17 protein-coding genes are annotated in these 16,704 nt (G+C 71.2%); 12 read left to right on the top strand and 5 right to left on the bottom strand.

Going from position 1 to position 16,704, the window contains the following annotated elements; genetic code table 11:
* Positions 1-3 precede the first annotated feature (3 nt).
* Positions 4-741, top strand: coding sequence for an HAD family hydrolase (locus ACVW00_RS13080; RefSeq protein ID WP_457111337.1), 738 nt, complete (start codon positions 4-6; stop codon positions 739-741).
* A gap of 41 nt (positions 742-782) precedes the next feature.
* Here the strand turns inward: ACVW00_RS13080 and ACVW00_RS13075 are convergent, their stop codons facing one another.
* Both ACVW00_RS13075 and ACVW00_RS13070 read right to left on the bottom strand, forming a co-directional pair.
* Complete coding sequence (locus tag ACVW00_RS13075) at positions 783-1,208, bottom strand: ferritin-like domain-containing protein (RefSeq protein ID WP_457111336.1); 426 nt, start codon at positions 1,206-1,208, stop codon at positions 783-785.
* Positions 1,205-1,735, bottom strand: a complete 531-nt coding sequence (locus tag ACVW00_RS13070; RefSeq protein ID WP_457111335.1) for a hypothetical protein — start codon at positions 1,733-1,735, stop codon at positions 1,205-1,207. The genes ACVW00_RS13075 and ACVW00_RS13070 overlap by 4 nt, the downstream gene beginning before the upstream one ends.
* Before the next feature lie 66 nt (positions 1,736-1,801).
* Here ACVW00_RS13070 and rimP point away from each other — a divergent pair, with 66 nt between their 5' ends.
* The 8 genes from rimP to ACVW00_RS13030 all read left to right on the top strand — a co-directional run bounded on the left by rimP (position 1,802) and on the right by ACVW00_RS13030 (position 9,442).
* Positions 1,802-2,299, top strand: a complete 498-nt coding sequence (gene rimP / locus ACVW00_RS13065) for a ribosome maturation factor RimP (protein ID WP_457111334.1) — start codon at positions 1,802-1,804, stop codon at positions 2,297-2,299.
* Positions 2,300-2,302: 3 nt separating this feature from the next.
* A complete protein-coding gene (gene nusA / locus ACVW00_RS13060; RefSeq protein WP_457111333.1) occupies positions 2,303-3,325 on the top strand; it encodes a transcription termination factor NusA in 1,023 nt (340 codons plus the stop codon).
* A 48-nt stretch (positions 3,326-3,373) separates the two neighbouring features.
* On the top strand, positions 3,374-3,697 hold the full coding sequence (locus ACVW00_RS13055) for a YlxR family protein (protein ID WP_457111332.1): 324 nt from the start codon (positions 3,374-3,376) through the stop codon (positions 3,695-3,697).
* Between the two features lie 133 nt (positions 3,698-3,830).
* Complete coding sequence (infB, locus tag ACVW00_RS13050) at positions 3,831-6,644, top strand: translation initiation factor IF-2 (RefSeq protein WP_457111331.1); 2,814 nt, start codon at positions 3,831-3,833, stop codon at positions 6,642-6,644.
* A gap of 128 nt (positions 6,645-6,772) precedes the next feature.
* Positions 6,773-7,243, top strand: coding sequence for a 30S ribosome-binding factor RbfA (gene rbfA, locus ACVW00_RS13045; protein WP_457111330.1), 471 nt, complete (start codon positions 6,773-6,775; stop codon positions 7,241-7,243).
* Positions 7,240-8,139, top strand: a complete 900-nt coding sequence (gene truB / locus ACVW00_RS13040) for a tRNA pseudouridine(55) synthase TruB (protein WP_457111329.1) — start codon at positions 7,240-7,242, stop codon at positions 8,137-8,139. Before rbfA ends, truB begins: the two co-directional genes overlap by 4 nt.
* Positions 8,140-8,146: 7 nt before the next feature.
* On the top strand, positions 8,147-8,482 hold the full coding sequence (locus ACVW00_RS13035) for a DUF952 domain-containing protein (RefSeq protein WP_457111328.1): 336 nt from the start codon (positions 8,147-8,149) through the stop codon (positions 8,480-8,482).
* Positions 8,483-8,491: 9 nt separating this feature from the next.
* The gene (locus tag ACVW00_RS13030; protein ID WP_457111327.1) at positions 8,492-9,442 is read left to right on the top strand and encodes a bifunctional riboflavin kinase/FAD synthetase; all 951 of its coding nucleotides are present in this window, start codon (positions 8,492-8,494) and stop codon (positions 9,440-9,442) included.
* A gap of 4 nt (positions 9,443-9,446) precedes the next feature.
* Here ACVW00_RS13030 and ACVW00_RS13025 read toward each other — a convergent pair whose 3' ends face one another.
* Both ACVW00_RS13025 and ACVW00_RS13020 read right to left on the bottom strand, forming a co-directional pair.
* On the bottom strand, positions 9,447-10,088 hold the full coding sequence (locus tag ACVW00_RS13025; RefSeq protein WP_457111326.1) for a LuxR C-terminal-related transcriptional regulator: 642 nt from the start codon (positions 10,086-10,088) through the stop codon (positions 9,447-9,449).
* The gene (locus ACVW00_RS13020) at positions 10,040-11,206 is read right to left on the bottom strand and encodes a sensor histidine kinase (protein ID WP_457111325.1); all 1,167 of its coding nucleotides are present in this window, start codon (positions 11,204-11,206) and stop codon (positions 10,040-10,042) included. Before ACVW00_RS13020 ends, ACVW00_RS13025 begins: the two co-directional genes overlap by 49 nt.
* A 151-nt stretch (positions 11,207-11,357) precedes the next feature.
* On the opposite strand from ACVW00_RS13020, the gene ACVW00_RS13015 reads away from it, so the two are divergent.
* The 3 genes from ACVW00_RS13015 (at position 11,358) to ACVW00_RS13005 (ending at position 14,567) form a co-directional block, all read left to right on the top strand.
* Positions 11,358-13,541, top strand: coding sequence for an MMPL family transporter (locus tag ACVW00_RS13015; protein WP_457111324.1), 2,184 nt, complete (start codon positions 11,358-11,360; stop codon positions 13,539-13,541).
* Positions 13,542-13,632: 91 nt separating this feature from the next.
* The gene (locus tag ACVW00_RS13010; RefSeq protein ID WP_457111323.1) at positions 13,633-14,091 is read left to right on the top strand and encodes a hypothetical protein; all 459 of its coding nucleotides are present in this window, start codon (positions 13,633-13,635) and stop codon (positions 14,089-14,091) included.
* A complete protein-coding gene (locus ACVW00_RS13005; RefSeq protein WP_457111322.1) occupies positions 14,088-14,567 on the top strand; it encodes a MarR family winged helix-turn-helix transcriptional regulator in 480 nt (159 codons plus the stop codon). The genes ACVW00_RS13010 and ACVW00_RS13005 overlap by 4 nt, the downstream gene beginning before the upstream one ends.
* On the opposite strand, the gene ACVW00_RS13000 is transcribed toward ACVW00_RS13005, so the two are convergent.
* On the bottom strand, positions 14,550-16,703 hold the full coding sequence (locus ACVW00_RS13000) for a molybdopterin-dependent oxidoreductase (protein WP_457111321.1): 2,154 nt from the start codon (positions 16,701-16,703) through the stop codon (positions 14,550-14,552). The two genes, ACVW00_RS13005 and ACVW00_RS13000, sit on opposite strands and share 18 nt — an antisense overlap.
* Position 16,704 lies beyond the last annotated feature (1 nt).

The raw sequence follows: 16,704 nt of genomic DNA, 5'->3' as shown, positions 1-16,704 counted from the left end.
CCCATGAACGAGCGCATCGAGGCCGTGATCTTCGACTGGGGCGGCACCCTCACGGCGTGGCACGACATCGACTTCCACGCCGAGTCGCTTGCGCTCGCGGAGGCGGTGCTGCACACGCCGGGTGCGTCCGGCTCGACGACCGCGGACGACCGCCGGGCCCACGCGTCGCGGCTGCACCGGGCCGGCGCCACGGTCTGGGGCTGGAGCCGTGACCACCAGCGCAGCGCGACCCTCGAGGACCTGTTCGCGGAGGCGGGGCTCGACCACGACCCGGAGCTGCTCAGCGCCTACTACGAGTTCTGGGAGCCGCACACGCTCACCGACCCGCAGGTCGGGCCGATGTGGAGGCGCCTGAAGGAGGACGGGATCAAGGTCGGGGTGCTGTCCAACACGATCTGGCCGCGTAGGTGGCACGAGGGCTTCTTCCGCCGGGACGGCGTCCTGGACCTGGTCGACGGTGACGTGTACACGAGTGAGATCCCCTGGACCAAGCCCGCGCCGCACGCGTTCGAGGCGGCGATGGCGGCGGTGGGCGCCTCCGACCCGGCTCGGTGCGTGTACGTCGGGGACCGGCTCTTCGACGACATCTTCGGGGCGCACAACGCCGGGATGAAGGCGATCCACGTCCCGCACAGCGTGATCCCCGCAGAGCAGGTCGGACACACCGAGGGGGAGCCGGACGCGGTGGCCCACACGCTCGCGGAGATCCCCTCAATTGTTGCCGGGATGTGCAGTGCATGAACCGGAAGCGGGCTCATCCTTCCGTTTCGGAACGTCTCGGGTCAGGATTCAGGAGTCCCGGGGAACATCTCGGGGGTTCCTCGGAACTCCAGTTGACGGACGGCTGAGTCGTCGAGAGCGACAAGGGCCCATCGGCGTTCTGCGCCGGCGGTGCTCTCGACGAGTTGGCCGTAGGTCCTGGCGATGCGGCGCTCCACCTGGAGCGCCGCATCGTTCAATTCTGCGGTCGTCGTGAGCGACGCGGGCAGGTCGTAGGACACCTCGGCAGCGACGGGGTCGGCCCCTGCCGCCGCAATGACGACCGTGAGCTGGTCCCTGCGCCTGCGGTGCACGCGGAAGGCGTCGAGGAGCCGCGCGTAGAGGGCCGGCTGGCGCGACTGCGACGCCTGGGCGCCGAACACGCCGAGGAGGTAGATCGCGGCGTGCTCGCCGGCGAGCGTCGCCTGCTGCGCCTGGAGAGGAGTCATCGGACCAGCTCCCGCAGCTGCTGGGACAGCGCGGCGGCCATCGACCCGAGCAATCGGGCGAAGGGCCCGCTCTGGGCGCGCAGGGCCAGGCCGACCAGCTCGTCGTGCAGGCCGCGCTCGGTGGTGGTGAGCTGGGTGAGCGCGGCGGCCGGTGTCGCCGGGACGGCGTACGGCGTGCCGGTGGCTGGTGTGGTGTCCACGCCGGACGGCACCGCGTCGACCACCTTGGCCAGGTGGGTCCGGTGGGCGTCGAGCAGCCCGGCGAGTCGGGCGGCGAGACCCGCGTGCTGCGCGCCGGTCGCGGTGACAGCGGACTGCGCCGCCCGGATCAGCGTCACCGCCTGGACCGCGATCGCGACGTCGGGCGCGAGGTCATGCACCGCCCGGGCCGCCGGAGTCGCCTCGTCGCTGAGCGGGTTGTTCAGCGCGCAGCCCGTGAGGCCCAGTCCGCCGGCGAGCCCGATGCCGAGCCCGAGCGCGCGGCGGCTCAGCCGGGCCTGGGTGGCCGGACGTGTCTGGGGGGTCATCACCGCGCATCGTAACGAGGCGTGCCCTAGTGTTGTGGAACCACAACAACACAGCAGGAGGTCGCCATGAGTGTCCCGAGCACGCCGGACATCGTCGACCGTCTTGCTGGGTTGCTCGCCGAGCCGATCGAGGCGCTCGGCCTCGACCTCGAGGCGGTCGACCTCTCCAAGGCCGGCAAGCGCTCGGTGCTGCGGGTCGCCGTGGACAAGGACGGCGGTGTGGACATGGACGACATCGCGGCGGCGACCGCAGAGGTGTCGCGCGTCCTCGACGACTCCGACGTGATGGGTGGCTGCTCCTACACGCTCGAGGTGTCCTCGCCCGGCGTCGACCGGCCCCTGTCCCTGCCGCGGCACTGGCGCCGCAACACCACCAGGCTGGTCAAGGTGACGCTCGCCGACGGCGCGGAGGTCACCGGCCGGATCGTGGTGGCCGACGAGGCCGGCGCCGACCTCGACGTCGACGGCACGACGCGCAGGATCGGCTTCGACGAGGTGGCGAAGGCCAAGGTCCAGATCGAGTTCAAGAGGCCCGCGAACGGGTCGCAGGACGAGGAGAGCTGAGCAGTGGACATCGACATGAGCATCCTGCGGATGCTCGAGCGCGAGAAGGAGATCTCGTTCGACGTGCTCGTCGAGGCGATCGAGCAGGCGCTGCTGACGGCGTACCACAAGACGCCCGGCGCCCTCGAGAACGCCCGGGTGCAGCTGGACCGCAAGAGCGGCCACGTCGTCGTGTTCGCCCGCGAGGCCAACGACGAGGGCGAGCCGGAGGGCGAGGAGTTCGACGACACCCCGGCCGACTTCGGCAGGATCGCGGCGACGACGGCGAAGCAGATCATGCTGCAGCGACTGCGCGACGCCGAGGACGAGATGAGGTACGGCGAGTTCTCCGGCAAGGAGGGCGACATCATCTCGGGCCTGATCCAGCAGGGCCGCGACCCGAACGACGTGATGGTCGACCTCGGGAAGATCGAGGCGCTGCTTCCCGCCGGCGAGCAGGTGCCCGGCGAGGACTATTCGCACGGGACCCGGATCAAGTGCCTGGTGGTCAGCGTCCGCAAGGGCATGCGCGGCCCGCAGGTGATGCTCTCGCGCACCCACCCGAACCTGGTCAAGAAGCTCTTCGCGCTGGAGGTCCCCGAGATCGCGGACGGGACCGTCGAGATCACCGCCATCGCGCGCGAGGCCGGCCACCGCACGAAGATCGCGGTGAAGTCCAACGTGCCCGGCGTGAACGCGAAGGGGTCCTGCATCGGCCCGATGGGCCAGCGCGTCCGTGCGGTCATGAACGAGCTGCACGGGGAGAAGATCGACATCATCGACTCCTCCGAGGACCCCGGGGAGATGGTCGGCAACGCCCTGAGCCCGGCCCGCGTGTCCAGCGTCGAGATCGTCGACCTGGCAGCCCGGTCGGCCCGGGTCGTCGTACCGGACTACCAGCTGTCCCTGGCGATCGGCAAGGAGGGCCAGAACGCCCGCCTCGCCGCGCGGCTGACCGGGTGGCGCATCGACATCCGCTCCGACGAGGAGGCTCCCGGCACCGCCCGGGAGGCACGGACGCCGCGGGACGACGCCACACAGGAATGACCCTTCCGGGTTCGGCGTTGGGGCCCGGACGGGCTAGACTCGCCGCTGGTGACTCCACGTGACAACCCTGCCGGTCCGGTCCGGACCTGCATCGGGTGTCGCAGACGGGCCGCCAAGCGTGAGTTGCTGCGAGTCGTCGCAGGACCGGTCGCGCACGGACAGGAGACCTCCTGGGCCGTCGTACCCGATCCGGGTGGCACCGCACCGGGACGTGGAGCGCACCTGCACCCCACCCTCGAGTGCTTCGAGCTCGCCGAGCGCAAACGTGCCTTCGCCAGGGCCCTGCGGCATGATGCCGGGGGGCGCAACGGCAGGGGAGCGTTGGGCCTGGCAGTCCTGAGGCAGTATCTCCACGAGTCAGTGACCGAGTAATCCGAGAAGGAACTGGAGCATCAGCTCATGAGCCTGCGATGAGACCCTTCGCAATCGGTACAGCGCGATGAGCGTGCACATCAACTAGCGGTCCGCACGCCCGGTCACCCGGGCTCGGACCAGGAGGAACAGCGTGGCCAAGGTCCGAGTCCATGAACTCGCAAAGAAGTACGACGTCTCCAGCAAGGAAGTCCTGGGGATGCTCAGCGAACTCGGTGAGTTCGTCAAGGCAGCCAGCTCGACGGTGGAGCCCCCCGTCGTCAAGCGCTTCGAAGACAAGTACGGCTCCGAGCTGAGCGCCAAGGCGGAAGCCACCGCTGCCAAGAAGGCGGCGAAGAAGGCACCCGCCAAGAAGGCGGCCGCACCGGCCGCAGAGGCCGAGGCCGAGCAGGCTGCACCGTCCGTCCCCGAGGCGGCCCCGGTGGTCGAGTCCGCCCGCGGCGCCGAGGTCGACGACGAGCCGGCTGCAGCCGCGAAGGCTGCGCCCCGTCCCGGCCCGCGCGTCGTGAAGCCCGAGGTCGCCGAGGAGCCGGCAGCGCCCGAGGCGCCCGAGCCGCCCGCCGAGGAGCCGCCCGCGGCTGCCGCGTCGGCTGCTCCCGCACCGGCCGCCCCGCGCCCCGGCGCACGTCCCGGCGCCCCACGGCCTGGCAACAACCCGTTCTCGTCGACCCAGGGCATGGGCCGGCGCCCGGCCCCGCCGGCCGCTCGCGACGGAGCGGCGCCCGCCGCTCCCGCCGGACGTCCCGGCATGCCGCGGCCGAACCCGGCGATGATGCCCAAGTCTCCTGCCGCCTTCGGCGGCGGACCGGGCGGCGCTCGCCCGCGTCCCGGTGGTCCTGGTGCCGGTGGTCCGGGTCGCGGCGGCCCGGGTGCCGGTGCTCCCGGCCGCGGTGGCCCCGGCGCCCGTCCCGGCGCCGGTGCTCCCGGACGGGGTGGCTTCGGTGCTCCGGGCGGTGCTCCCGGCGGCGGTGGCCCCGGTGGCGGCCGTCCTGGCGGTGGTCGTCCCGGCCAGCGCGGCAGCACCCAGGGTGCGTTCGGTCGCCCCGGCGGTCCGTCGCGTCGTGGGCGCAAGTCCAAGCGCGCGCGTCGCCAGGAGTTCGAGCAGATGGAGGCGCCGACGATCGGCGGCATCCGCGTCCGCAAGGGCAACGGCGAGACCGTTCGCCTGGCCCGCGGTGCATCGCTGACCGACTTCGCCGAGAAGGTGGGCGTCGACCCGGCATCGCTCGTGCAGATGCTCTTCTCGCTCGGCGAGATGGTCACGGCGACCGAGTCGGTCAACGACGCGACCCTGGAGCTGCTCGGTGAGGAGCTCAACTACGTCGTCGAGGTCGTCTCCCCCGAGGACGAGGACCGCGAGCTGCTGGAGTCCTTCGACCTGGAGTTCGGCTCCGACGAGGGCGTCGAGGGCGACCTGGTGGCCCGGCCGCCGGTCGTCACCGTGATGGGTCACGTCGACCACGGAAAGACCAAGTTGCTGGACGCGCTGCGCGACGCTAACGTCGTGGAGAAGGAGGCCGGTGGGATCACCCAGCACATCGGCGCCTACCAGGTCCACGCGGAGGTCGACGGCCAGGACCGGCGGATCACCTTCATCGACACCCCCGGTCACGAGGCGTTCACCGCCATGCGTGCCCGCGGCTCGAAGTCCTCCGACATCGCGGTCCTCGTGGTCGCGGCGGACGACGGCGTGATGCCGCAGACGGTCGAGGCGCTCAACCACGCCAAGGCCGCAGGCGTGCCGATCGTGGTCGCGGTCAACAAGATCGACAAGCCGGACGCGGACCCGACCAAGGTGCGCGGCCAGCTGACCGAGTACGGCCTGGTCCCCGAGGAGTACGGCGGCGACGCGATGTTCGTCGATGTGTCCGCCAAGGCGAACCTGAACCTCGACAAGCTGCTCGAGGCGATCGTCCTGACCGCCGACGCCTCGCTCGACCTGCGGGCCAACCCCGACCAGGACGCCCAGGGCCTCGTGGTCGAGGCGCACCTGGACCGCGGTCGTGGCCCGGTGGCGACGATCCTGGTCCAGCGCGGCACCCTGCGCGTCGGCGACTCGATCGTCGCCGGTCCGGCCCACGGTCGCGTGCGGGCGCTGCTCGACGAGTACGGCGAGAACCTCGAGGTCGCGGAGCCGTCCCGTCCGGCGATGGTGCTCGGTCTCTCCGGCGTACCCGGAGCGGGCCAGAACTTCATCGTGGTCGAGGACGACAGGATGGCGCGCCAGATCGCGGAGAAGCGTGAGGCCCGGGAGCGTGCGGCCATGCAGGCCAAGCGCCGCGTGCGTCGCAGCCTGGAAGACTTCATGGCGTCGATGGAGAAGGGCGAGAGCCAGGAGCTCAACCTGATCCTGAAGGGCGACGTGTCCGGTTCGGTCGAGGCCCTCGAGGACTCGCTGGCCCAGATCGACGTCGGCGACGAGGTCTCCCTGCGGGTCATCGACCGCGGTGTCGGTGCGATCACGGAGACCAACGTCGACCTCGCTGCGGCTTCCGACGCGATCATCATCGGCTTCAACGTCCGACCCCAGGGCAAGGCGACGGAGCTGGCGGAGCGCGAGGGCGTCGAGATCCGGTACTACTCGGTGATCTACAACGCCATCGAGGAGATCGAGGCAGCGCTCAAGGGCATGCTCAAGCCGGAGTACGAGGAGAACGTCCTCGGCCAGGCCGAGATCCGGGCGATCTTCCGGTCCTCCAAGATCGGCAACATCGCCGGCTGCATGGTCACCGGCGGCGTGATCAGGCGCAACGCCAAGGTGCGGGTGATCCGGGACGGCGCAGTGGTCGTCGAGAGTGCCGACCTGGCGTCGCTGAAGCGCGAGAAGGACGACGCCGCCGAGGTCCGCGAGGGCTTCGAGTGCGGTCTGGTCGTCAAGGGCTTCAACGACATCAAGGAGGGCGACATCGTCGAGGCCTTCGAGATGCGGGAGATCCCGAGGTCCTGAGAGTCCCCGGGCGGCGGCGAATTCACTACTTCCGTAGTGAATTCGCCGCTCCCCGTATCCAATTCCGTGACGGAAGCGGAGGTTTCACTACTGAAGTAGTGAATTTCACCGCGGAGTAGAGAGCAACCATGAGCAGCCCACGCGTCCGCAAGATCGCCGACCGGATCAAGGTGATCGTCGCGGAGATGCTCGAGCGGCGGGTCAAGGATCCCCGGCTCGGGTTCGTCACCGTGACCGACGTCCGGGTCTCGGGCGACACCCAGCAGGCGTCGATCTTCTACACCGTCTTCGCCCTGGACCAGGAGCAGAGCTCCGAGGACCTCGCGGCCACCGCGGCCGCGCTCGAGTCGGCGAAGGGGCTGATCCGCTCCGAGGTCGGCAAGCAGCTCGGGATGCGGCACGTGCCGAATCTCGAGTTCATCCACGACGCCCTCCCCGAGAGCGCGCGGCACATCGACGACCTGCTCGAGCAGGCGCGCGAGGCGGACGCGGCGGTGGCGGCCTCCGCGAGCGGTGCGGTGTACGCCGGCGAGCCGGACCCGTACAAGAAGCCCCGCGTCGAGGACGAGCTCGACGACGTCGTCGACGAGGACGAGTGAGCCCGGACGAGCTCGACCACCGCGGCGTTACCGGTCGGCCACCGGCCGGCCTGGTCGTCGCCGACAAGCCGGCGGGGATGACCTCGCACGACGTGGTGGCGCGGGTGCGCCGCCTCGCCTGCACCCGCAAGGTCGGCCATGCCGGCACGCTCGACCCGATGGCGACCGGCGTGCTCGTGATCGGGATCGACCGGGCCACCCGCATGCTCGGCCACCTCACCCTGACCGAGAAGTCCTACGAGGCCACGGTCCGCCTCGGCGCGAGCACGACGACCGACGACGCCGAGGGCGACGTGGTCGCCCACACGTCTGCCGCCGCGGTCGACGAGGAATCGGTGCGGGCAGCGCTGGGCGACTTCGAGGGCCCGATCATGCAGGTGCCCTCGACGGTGTCGGCCATCAAGGTCGGCGGGAAGCGCGCCTATGCGCTCGTGCGCACCGGCGAGGAGGTCGAGCTCGCCGCCAGGCCGGTCACGGTCCACGCGATCGAGTTGGGCGAGTTCAGCCGGGAGGGCGAGTTCCTCGACTTCCGGCTGCGGATCCGGTGCTCGAGCGGGACCTACATCCGGGCCATCGCGCGCGACGTCGGTGCCGCCCTGGGTGTGGGTGGCCACCTGACGGCGCTGCGCCGCACGGCGGTCGGGCCCTTCTCGCTGGACCTCGCGTCCGGCGACCTCGACGAGCTGCGGGTCATCCCGATCGCGGACGCCGCTCGTGCGGCATTCCCCGCCGTCGACCTGTCCGGCGAGCACGCCGACGACGTCCGGTACGGCCGCAAGCTGGACCTTCGCCTCGGTGGCGAGGGTCCCCATGCGCTGTTCGCGCCCGACGGTGAGTTCCTCGCGCTCTACGAGCAGGACGGCGACCTCGCGCGCGCGGTCGCCGTGTTCGTCTGAGGTCGCCATGACCGATCCGATCCACCACCTCGCGCTCGCGAGCGACTGGGAGGCCGCCAAGGTCGCCGGCGCGTACGCCGTGTCGACGCTCGGCCGGACACTGGCCGAGGAGGGGTTCATCCATGCCTCGCGCGCGGACCAGTGGCGCGCAGTGAGGGAGCGGTTCTACTCCGGCGTCGACGAGCCGCTGGTCCTGCTCGTCATCGACCCCGACCGCCTGGCCGCCGAGGTCCGCGAGGAGGCGGTGCCGGGTCTCGACGAGACCTTCCCGCACGTCTACGGCCCGATCGACCTCGACGCGGTCGTCGAGGCGCGTGAGCTGGGCACCGAGCCTGCCCAGTAGTCTCGGCGCGTGCGCGTGTGGCATTCCCTGGACGAGGTGCCGGCCGATCTCGGCCGCACCGTCGTCGTGATCGGCAACTTCGACGGCGTCCACCTCGGCCACCAGCACGTGATCGCCCGAGCCCGCGAGGTCGCCGACGACGACGGGCTGCGCGTGGTCGCGGTGACGTTCGACCCGCACCCGATGTCGGTGCTGCGGCCCGACCACGCGCCGATGACGCTCACCGACCTCGCCCGCCGCTGCGAGCTGCTGGCCGCGGCCGGGGCCGACGACGTGTTCGTGGTCAGGTTCTCCCGCGACATCGCTCAGTGGACCCCCGAGGAGTTCGTCGAGCGCATCCTCGTCGACGGGCTGCACGCCCGGCACGTGGTCGTCGGCGCCAACTTCCGCTTCGGCAACCGCGCGGCCGGCGACGTCGGCACGCTGACGCGTGAAGGACGTGACCGCGACTTCGTGGTCGACGGGGTCGCGCTCGACGGCGGCCCGCAGGTGTGGTCCTCGACGTACGTGCGCACCTGCCTGACCACAGGCGACGTCGAGGGGGCAGCGGAGGCGCTGGGCCGGCCCTACTCGGTGACCGGCGAGGTGGTCGAGGGGGATCGCCGTGGCCGCGAGCTGGGTTTCCCGACGGCGAACGTGCCGGTCCGCGACCTGGCCGTGCCGGCCGACGGCGTGTACGCCGGCTGGCTGCGCGTCCTCGACGAGCCGCAGCCGGGCGCCGGGTCGGAGCCGATGCCCGCCGCGATCTCGATCGGCACGAACCCGACCTTCGACGGCGTCCGGGAGCGGCGGGTCGAGGCCTATGTGCTCGACCGGACCGACCTCGAGCTCTACGGCCGGCGGGTCGAGATCTCGTTCGTCTCCCGGATCCGCGGCATGGTCAAGTTCGAGGGCGTCGACGCGCTCGTCGCGACCATGCACGACGACGTCGCGCGCACCCGCACCCTGCTCGCCGGCTGAACACTCAGGCGCGGAGCCAGGCGAGCACTGCGCGGACCCGGCGGTTGTCGTCGATGTCGACGGGCAGGTCGAGCTTGGTGAAGATGTTGTTGCTGTGCTTGGCGACGGCCTTCTCGGAGACGAACAGGGCGCTCGCGATCGCCGCGTTGGAGCGGCCCTCGGCCATCAGCCCGAGCACCTCGCGCTCCCGGGCGGTGAGCCGGTCGAGCGGCTCCTCCTGGCGGCGCGCCATGATCGAGGCGATCACCTCCGGGTCGATCACGGTGCCGCCGGCGATGACCCGGCGGACACCGTCGACGAAGTCGGCGACGTCGGAGACGCGGTCCTTGAGCAGGTAGCCGATCGCGCCCTCGCCGCTGGCGAGCAGCTCGCGGGCGTAGAGGTGCTCGACGTACTGGGAGAGGACCATCACCGGGAAGCCCGGCCTCCTGGCCCGGGAGTCGACGGCGGCGCGCAGCCCCTCGTCGGTGAACGACGGCTTGATCCGGACGTCGAGCACGGCGGCCTCGGCCGCCGGGTCCGCGAGCGCCGCGTCGAGCTCGGGGGCGTTGTCGACAGCCGCCAGGATGGTGAAGCCGTGCGCCTCGAGGATCCGGATCAGGCCGTCCCGGAGGAGGGCGTGGTCCTCGGCGAGGACAAGTCGCACGGCACCTCCAGCGTGATCAGGGTGGGTCCCCGGTCGGGACTCGACACCCTCATCGTGCCGTCAAACGCCGACAGCCGCCGCATCACCCCGCGCATGCCGGTCCCGCGCTCGGGATCCGCGCCCCCGCGACCGTCGTCGCCGACGACCGCCGTGAGCACGCCGTCGGCGTGCCGGAGCTCGACCCAGGCGTGCTTGGCCCCCGAGTGCTTGCCCGTGTTGGCCAGGCACTCGGCGATCGCGAAGTACATGGCGGACTCCACCGGCGCCGCCGGCCGGCCGTCGAGGTGGTGCTCGACGGAGACGGGGACCGCCATGTCCAGTGCCAGCGCCTCGACGGCACCGCTGAGCCCGCGATCGGCGAGCACCGGCGGATGGATCCCTCGTACGACGGACCGCAGGTCGCCCAGCGCTGCCCCGGTCGTGGACCGCGCCTCGGAGACCAGCTTGCGCGCCTGCTCGGGGTCGCTCGCGAAGAGGTCCTCCGCGAGCCCGAGGCTCATGCTGGCCGCGACCAGCCGTGCCTGGGCGCCGTCGTGCAGGTCGCGCTCGATCCGGCGCAGCTCGGTGGCCGAGTGGTCGATCGACTCGGCGCGGGACTCGGTCAGCACCTGGACCCGCTGCTCGAGTCGCTCGGTGTGCCCGTAGGTGAGGAAGAACAGGTCGAGGCGTGCCCGGGCGCGCATGACCGCCTCCGCGCCGTACCACCACAGCCCTCCGGTCACGATGACGAGCAGGAGCAGCACGGTGAGCAGGGACAGCGCGAACCCGAGCGTGATCGACGCGAGGGCCCAGCCCAGGTCTCGCCAGGTCATCGGGTCACGTGCCCAGGTCGTGACCCGGGCGACCAGGTGGGCTCCCTGCGCGGGCTGCCGGTACTCCGAGGGCACCGGGATCCCGAGGGTGCGGCCGGCGAAGCGCCGGTGCCGATCGGCGATCCATCGCATCGCGGGCACGGTCAGCGCGAGGACGCCGAGCCCGATCCAGGCGATCGCGACCACGCCGCCGACGACGGTGAACACGAAGAGCAGCAGCGTCGGGATCGCGAGCAGCACCTCGGCGAGCGCGTAGCCGGTGAGCCGGAGGCGTCCGGGCGGCGGCGGCACGGCGAGGGAGGTCATCTCCCCATTCTGGCCGAGCGAGCCGGTCCGCACGGTGGACCTGGGTCCACCTTCGAAGTGGATCTGGTGCCCCTGACCCCGCTGTCCCGCGCCACGAGGCTGGACGCAGATCCCCTGTCAGGTGCGGGAACGAGAAGACAAGGAGCAGCTCATGTCCACCAGGAACCCCCTCTCGGGGATACCACTCCGGGCCGCGCGCTGGAGCGCCAACCATCCCGGTCGAGCCATCGGCATGTGGTTCGCCTTCGTGCTGGTGGCGGTCGGCCTGGCCGTCGCCGTACCGACGGTGCAGACCGACGACGCCGACTACGCCACCGGTGAGTCCGGGCGTGCGGACCAGATCGTGCGCGACGCCGGGATGGACCCGCTGCCGAGCGAGGACGTCCTCATCACCGCTCGTGGCGCAGGTGCCCTCGACAGGTCGGCGGCCCAGACGATCGCAGCCGGCATCGCCACCTCGATGCGCACGCTCCCGCACGTGGTCGAGGTGGCCGACCCGCAGTGGAGCCCCAGCGGCAAGGCACTCATGGTCGACATCCAGCTCTCCCGTGACACCGACGACGTCAGTGCGCTGCAGAAGGTCACCGACCAGGCCCAGAAGACGCACCCCGAGCTGCAGATCCGGCAGGCCGGTGACGTGAGCATCGACAGCGGCATCAACGACCGCGTCGGTGAGGACCTGTCGTCCGCGGAGGGGATCAGCCTCCCAGTGACGCTGATCCTCATGCTGCTCGCGTTCGGAGCGCTGATCGCGGCCGGCATCCCGGTGCTGATCGCGGCCAGCAGCGTGGCCGCGACCATCGGCGTCACCGCGCCCCTGTCGCACCTCGTGCACGCCGAGAGCACGGTGAGCAGCATGATCGTGCTGATCGGCATGGCGGTCGGTGTCGACTACTCGCTGTTCTACCTCAAGCGCGAGCGCGAGGAGCGTGAGCGAGGCAGCGGGACCGTCGACGCGGTCGAGATCGCGGCCCGTACGTCGGGCCACTCGATCGTGGTCTCCGGCCTCGCCGTGATCGCCTCGATGACCGGCCTCTACGTCGTCGGCGGCGCCACCTTCAACTCGCTGGCGACCGGGTCGATCCTGGTCGTCGCGATCGCGGTGCTCGGGTCGATCACCGTCCTGCCCGCGCTGCTCTCGAGGCTCGGCCACTGGGTCGACCGGCCGCGGCTCCCGCTGCTGTGGCGGGTCAACCGCCGGATCGGGCGCGGGGGCATCAGCCGCCACGTCGTCGGCCCGGTCGTGCGGCACCCGAAGGCGGCTCTCGTGGCCGGTGGCGTCCTGGTCGTCGCCATGGCAGCACCTGCACTCGGCATGAAGATCCACCAGGGGAACCTCGACACCTTGCCGGCCGACATCCCGCAGGTGCAGACCTTCCGGACGATGGACGCCGAGTTCCCGTCGCAGGGCGCGAAGCTCGCGGTCGTGGTCAAGGCGCCGGCGGGCAGCCAGGCAGAGGTCCGGCGCGCCCTTCTCGGGCTCGACAGGTCCGCCATCGCGAGCCCCGACTTCGTCGGCGGACTGCCCGAGCCGATCGAGGTCTCCGCCGATCACACCGTCACCGTGCTGCACCTCCTGACCCGGTACGACGAGTCCGACTCACGTGTCGGCGGTGCCGTGGACCGGCTGCGGGACGACCTCGTCCCACCGGCGCTCGAGGGCGTGGACCGGGCCGGCGTCGAGCACGCGGTGGGCGGCAGTGTCGCCGCCGACCACGACTACGACCAGCACCTGCGCACCTACCTGCCGATCGTGATCGGGTTCGTGCTGCTGCTCACCATGCTGATGATGGGGCTGGCGTTCCGCAGCGTGACGCTGGGGCTGGTCTCCGCGGTCCTGAACCTCGGCTCGGTCGGGGTGGCGTTCGGTCTGCTGACGCTGGTGTTCCAGCACGGCTGGTTCGAGGGTGCGCTCGACTTCTCCTCGCCCGGGTTCGTGATCGACTGGCTGCCGATGTTCATCCTGGTGGTCCTGGTCGGGCTGTCGATGGACTACCAGGTCTTCGTGCTCAGTCGGGTGCGCGAGCACCTGCGCAACGGGCTCCCGTCGCGGCTGGCCGTCGAGCGCGGCGTCACCGACACGGCCGGCGTGGTGACCAGCGCGGCCGCCGTGATGGTCTCGGTGTTCGCGATCTTCGCGACCCTGAGCATGCTGGAGATGAAGATGATGGGCGTCGGCCTGTCCGCCGCGATCCTGCTCGACGCCACCGTCATCCGGCTGGTGCTCCTGCCGGCCATCCTCACCCTGCTCGGCGAGCGCGCCTGGGGCCGCGGTGTCCGGCGACCGGCGGGGGAGCAGGTGGTGGAGAGCGACCCGGCGTACCAGCTGGTCTGAGCCAGTGACCGGACAGCGGGCCCCTCGGACCAGAGGGGCCCGCTGCCATGCCCGGGTTGACCCTTAACTAATAAGCGCGCATACTAAATCCATGACCAACCTCGCCTCTGCCACCGTCACCTCGACCGCTTCGCCCGCCGCGTTCTTCGCCGAGTGGGCCGACATGGCCCGCTGGCCGGAATGGAACCTCGACACCGAGTGGGTCCGTCTCGACGGCCCGTTCGTCGAAGGAGCCACCGGCGCGCTGAAGCCCAAGGGCGGCCCCAAGGTCGCCTTCGTCGTCGCCCGCCTCGTCGACGGCAAGGAGTTCACCGACGTGTCCAGCCTGGTCGGCGCGAAGCTCACGTTCCGCCACCTCGTCGACGCGGTCCCAGGAAGCACCACCGTCTCCGTCGAGGCGACGCTCACCGGCCCGCTGGCGCCGGTCTGGCGGCTGATCCTCGGCAAAGGTGTGCGCGAGTCGATGCTGCCGGATCTCGAGCGGCTCGCCCGCCGAGCCGAAGAGGCCGAGCAGACCGCGCCGGAGGGACCCGTGGGCGCCGGCGCATGAGCCGGCTGCGGACCCGCTTCGAGGACGCCGACGAGAGTGCCGGCCTCCTGCTCTGGCAGGTCACCAACCGCTGGCAGGCCTCGCAGCGGGCGGTCCTGAAGCCGTTCGGGCTGACCCACGTGCAGTTCGTGCTGCTGGCGTCACTCGCCTGGCTGTCCAGCGACGACCCCGCCGCCCCGCCGGTCAGCCAGCGGGTGCTCGCCGACCATGCCGCGACCGACCCGATGATGACCTCGCAGGTCGTCCGAGCCCTCGAGGGGAAGGGCTGGCTCACCCGCGAGCCGCATCCCGGCGACGGCCGGGCGTTCGCCCTGAGGATCTCCGCGGTGGGCGTCGCGCTCGTGCAGCAGGCGGTGAAGGCCGTCGAGCAGTGCGACGAGGACTTCTTCGACGCGCTCGGGTCAGGAGCAGAGGCGTTTCGGCTGGCGCTGCGGACCCTGCGCGAGGCTTCGACAGGCTCAACCACCGGCCGGTGACGCAGCCACCGTCACGGGTACGCCGCTCAGGGCGGCGTTGCCGGACAGGTCGAGCCGCTCGGGGTCGGTGAGGTCGTTGATCGAGACGCCGACCACCTTCGAGGCCTGGCCGAGCCGGGTCCCGTCGACCTGGTGGCCGTAGCCGTGGGGGAGCGAGACCACCCCGGGCATCATGTCGTCGGCGGCCGCCACCTCGACGGTCACCGAGCCCACCCGCGAGCTGACCGCGACGAGCGACCCGTCGGCGAGGCCGCGCGCGGCGAGGTCGTCGGGGTGCATCAGGAGCTGGTGGCGGGTACGGCCCCTGGTGAGCCGCTCGGTGTTGTGCATCCAGGAGTTGTTCGTCATCTGGTGGCGCCGGCCGATCAGCACCAGGCCGTCCCTCGGTGCTTGGGAGAGCTCCGCCATGCTCGCGCGCAGGCGGACGAGGTCGTCGGTGATCACCGGCGGCGCGAGCGGGATGCGCTTGTCCCTGGTCTGCAGCCGGCCGGGCAGCGTCGGGCGCAGCGGCCCGAGGTCGACGCCCTCGGGATGCTTGCGCAGCTCGCTGATCGTCGTGCGCCCACCGGTGCGCAGCAGCATCCCGATCAGGAATGTCGGGCTGAGCGACTGCACCACTCGCTCCCGCAGCCTCGCCGCCAGCGGCGGCTTGCGGTCCAGGCGTGCCTGGATCCGCAGGGTGAGGTCGCGGAAGATTTCCCAGTCGTGGCGCGCGCCCTTCGGCCTGGGCAGCGGCGCCGGCGTGAACCGCGCGGTGTTCCGCACCGCGAGGCCGTGGAAGACGATGTCGTAGTGGTCGCGCTCGAGCGCCGTCGTCGGGGGCAGGATCACGTCGGCGTGCCGGGTGGTCTCGTTGAGGTAGATGTCGACCGCCGCCATGAAGTCGAGCTTGTCGAAGGCCTCGCCCAACCGCTTGCCGTCCGGGGTCGACAGCACCGGGTTGCCGGCGATGGTGAGGACCGCCCGGATCTGCCCTTCGCCCGGCGTCTCGATCTCCTCGGCGAACACGCTGACCGGCAGCTCCCCGCCGTACTCGGGTGCGTTGCGGACCCGGCTCCGGTACTTGTCGAAGTGTCCGCGCCCGACCAGGCCGCGCTTGACGAAGTCGACGGCGGGCTCGGTGAAGAGCATCCCGCCCTCGCGGTCGAGGTTGCCGGAGAGGATGTTGAGGCAGTTCAGCGCCCACTGGCACACCGAGCCGAAGCCCTGCGTCGACAGCCCGATCCGTCCGTACGCCGCGGCACCGTCGGCTGCGGCGTACTCGTGGGTGATCCGGCGGATGTCGACCGCGGTGACCCCGCTCACCGTCTCGGCGTGCTCGGGGGTGAAGTCGGCGACCAGCTCGCGGACGCGGTCGACCCCGTCGACGTAGGCAGCGGTACGGGTCAGCCCGTCGGCGAAGAGCACGTGCACCATCGCCAGCAGCACCACCGCGTCGGTGCCGGGGCGCACGAAGAAGTGCTCGTCGGCGACCTTCGCGGTCTCGGTGCGGCGCGGGTCGAAGACCACCATCCGTCCGCCGCGCCTCTTCAGCTCGCGCAGCCGGTTGGGGAAGTCGGGAACGGTCATCAGCGAGCCGTTGGAGGCCATCGGGTTGGCCCCGAAGACCAGGAAGTACGACGTGCGGTCGATGTCGCTGATCGGGATCATCAGCTGGTGGCCGAACATCTCCGAGGCCACGAACTGGTGCGGGATCTGGTCGACCGACGACGCGCTGAACCGGTTGCGGCTGCGGAACGCCTTCACGAGCCGCACACCGTGGGTCGCCGACCCCAGCGAGTGCGCGTTCGGGTTGCCCAGGTAGATGCCGAGCGCGTCCGTGCCGTGCTCGTTGATCGTCCTGGCGATGTTCGTCGCGACCAGGTCGAGCGCGTCGTCCCACGTCGTCTCCACCCACTCGGCCTCGCCGGTGCCGGAGCCCGTGGAGACCTTCTTCATCGGCACGCGGAGCCGGTCAGGATCGGCGTGGATGTCGGCGAGTGCGACCCCCTTGGGGCAGATGTGGCCCCGCGACAGGGGATCGGCGTCGTTGCCACGGATGGCCGTGACGCGGTCGCCCTGCGGACCCGACTCGATGGTCAGCTCCAGCCCGCAGATCGCCTCGCACAGGTTGCACACACCGAGCGTCGTCGTCATG

This window comes from Marmoricola sp. URHA0025 HA25, assembly GCF_054059435.1.
The sequence above is the reverse complement of the archived record's forward strand: the minus strand, read 5'-3'. Positions and strand labels throughout refer to the sequence as shown.